Source organism: Sulfurihydrogenibium sp. (assembly GCF_027448985.1).
Lineage (GTDB): Bacteria > Aquificota > Aquificia > Aquificales > Hydrogenothermaceae > Sulfurihydrogenibium.
Genome location: NZ_DAIDMN010000129.1, coordinates 1 through 2321 on the forward strand (window position 1 = coordinate 1; position 2321 = coordinate 2321).

At 33.9% G+C, this 2321-nt stretch carries 1 protein-coding gene and 1 pseudogene; one reads left to right on the top strand and one right to left on the bottom strand.

All coding sequences use genetic code 11. From position 1 onward, the window contains the following. Positions 1-1318, top strand: a 1318-nt coding sequence (locus NE054_RS07840; RefSeq protein ID WP_297890390.1) for an HAD-IC family P-type ATPase, incomplete at its 5' end; no start/stop codon positions are given. Positions 1319-1349: 31 nt separating this feature from the next. On the opposite strand, the pseudogene thiC reads toward NE054_RS07840, so the two are convergent. Further along, positions 1350-2246: pseudogene (thiC, locus tag NE054_RS07845) on the bottom strand (phosphomethylpyrimidine synthase ThiC); the annotation flags it as partial. Positions 2247-2321 lie beyond the last annotated feature (75 nt).

Below are 2321 nucleotides of genomic sequence, written 5' to 3' on the forward strand. Positions count from 1 at the left end.
AAAAAGACTTTCAATCTTAGTCCAATATGAAAATAAAAATATTTTAATATCAAAAGGTGCAGTAAAAAATATTTTAGAGATTTCACAGTTTATAGAAATAGACACAAATGTAGAACCTTTAACAAAAGACATAAAGAACGACATTATAACAGCTTTAAACAAATACTCTGAAAACGGATACAGAGTTTTAGGTATAGCGTACAAAATCTTTGATAAAGAAGTAATAACATATGAAGATGAATCTTTAATGATTTTTTTAGGATTTTTAATCTTTGAAGACCCCCTTAAGGAAAATATAGAGAACCTTGTGAAAGAGCTAACTCAAAAAGGTGTAAGGATTGTTATCTTAACTGGAGATAACAGATACGTAGCAAAACACATTGGTCAAAAGCTTGGCTTAAACAATATGTTAACATCAGAAGATTTACATAAAATCCATCCGGATGCTCTAATAAAAGTAGTTGAAAAATACGATACATTTGCCGAATTAACCCCTTCACAAAAAGAAGATATTATTCAGGCTTTAAAAAAATCTGGAAACGTTGTAGGTTATATAGGAGATGGGGTAAATGATGTACCACCGATGAAATCTGCCGATGTTGCAATATCAGTAGATAATGCAGTTGATATAGCAAAAGAATCAGCAGATATAGTATTGCTAAAAAATGATTTGAAAGTGATTTTAGATGGTATCCTGGAAGGAAGAAAAGCTTTTATAAACACGTTGAAGTATATTTTTATGCAGACAAGCTCAAACTTTGGAAATATATTCAGTATGGCAGGAGCTTCTTTTATTATTCCATTTTTACCTTTACTTCCAAAACAAGTTTTATTTCAAAACTTTTTAACAGATTTTGCGGTTATATCTATACCAAAAGACAACGTAGATGAAGATTGGATAGAAAAACCAAGAAAATGGGATTTTCACTTCATAAAGTACTTTATGATTGTATTTGGATTAATAAGCTCTTTGTTTGATTTTATTACCTTTTTTACTTTAATCTACGGCTTTAAAGTATCACAGGTAGAATTTAGATCCGGATGGTTTATAGAAGCTCTACTTACCCAAATTTTTGTAATCTTAATATTGAGAACGAAGCACAGATTTTACCAATCAAAGCCTAACAATTACTTACTTTATACAGTATTAGCTGTTGGATTGATAGGTTTTATCATTCCTTTTACCTATTTAGGAAACATATTAGAGATATACCCCTTACCACTAAATCTTTTAGTAGCAATTTTGTTTATCGTGATAGGATACATAGTATTGGTTGAAACAGTTAAATTTTGGTTTTATAAAAAGATTAGTTTTTAAAAAAAGCCTCCCATAAGGGAGGCTTAAAGATTTATTTTATAATTGGTAAGAACTCTATTTCATTTTCCTTAACTACATCTTGAACGTTTTGAGATATTCTGTATGCACAGAATGAAGGTCCACACATTGAGCAGAATTTAGCAGATTTGTAACCTTCCTGTGGAAGTGTTTCATCGTGGTATTTTCTTGCTGTTTCAGGGTCTATAGCAAGTTCAAACTGTCTTTCCCAATCAAAGTTATACCTTGCTTTTGCCATTTCATCGTCCCACTCTTTTGCACCTTTTCTATGTCTTGCAAGGTCCGCCGCATGAGCTGCTATTTTGTAAGCTATCAACCCTTGTTTTACATCCTCTGCATTAGGAAGTCCTAAATGCTCTTTTGGTGTTACATAACACAACATTGATGCTCCATACCATCCTGCCATCGCCGCTCCTATTGCAGATGCTATATGGTCGTATCCTGGAGCTATATCTGTTACCAACGGTCCAAGAACGTAGAAAGGAGCTTCATGACACCATTCCATCTCTTTTTTGATGTTCATCTCTATCTGGTCCATAGGAACGTGACCTGGACCTTCTATCATAACTTGTACGTCATGTTCCCAAGCTTTCTTTGTCAACTCTCCAAGAACCTTTAACTCTGCAAACTGAGCTTCGTCAGAAGCATCGTTGATACATCCTGGTCTAAGTCCATCTCCCAATGAGAATGTTACGTCGTACTTTTTGAATATCTCACATATTTTGTCAAAGTTGGTGTAAAGTGGGTTTTGTTTTCCATGAACTACCATCCATTGAGCTATAATAGAACCACCTCTTGAAACGATACCCATAAGTCTGTGGTTTACAAGAGGTAAAAACTCTCTTAGTAATCCAGCATGGATTGTCATGTAGTCAACACCTTGTTGAGCTTGAAGTTCAATTATATCTAAGAAGTCTTGGTTTGTGGGACTTGGTTTTTATAGGTGTTGGGGGAATCATAGGAGCCGGAATATTTGTCATAACAG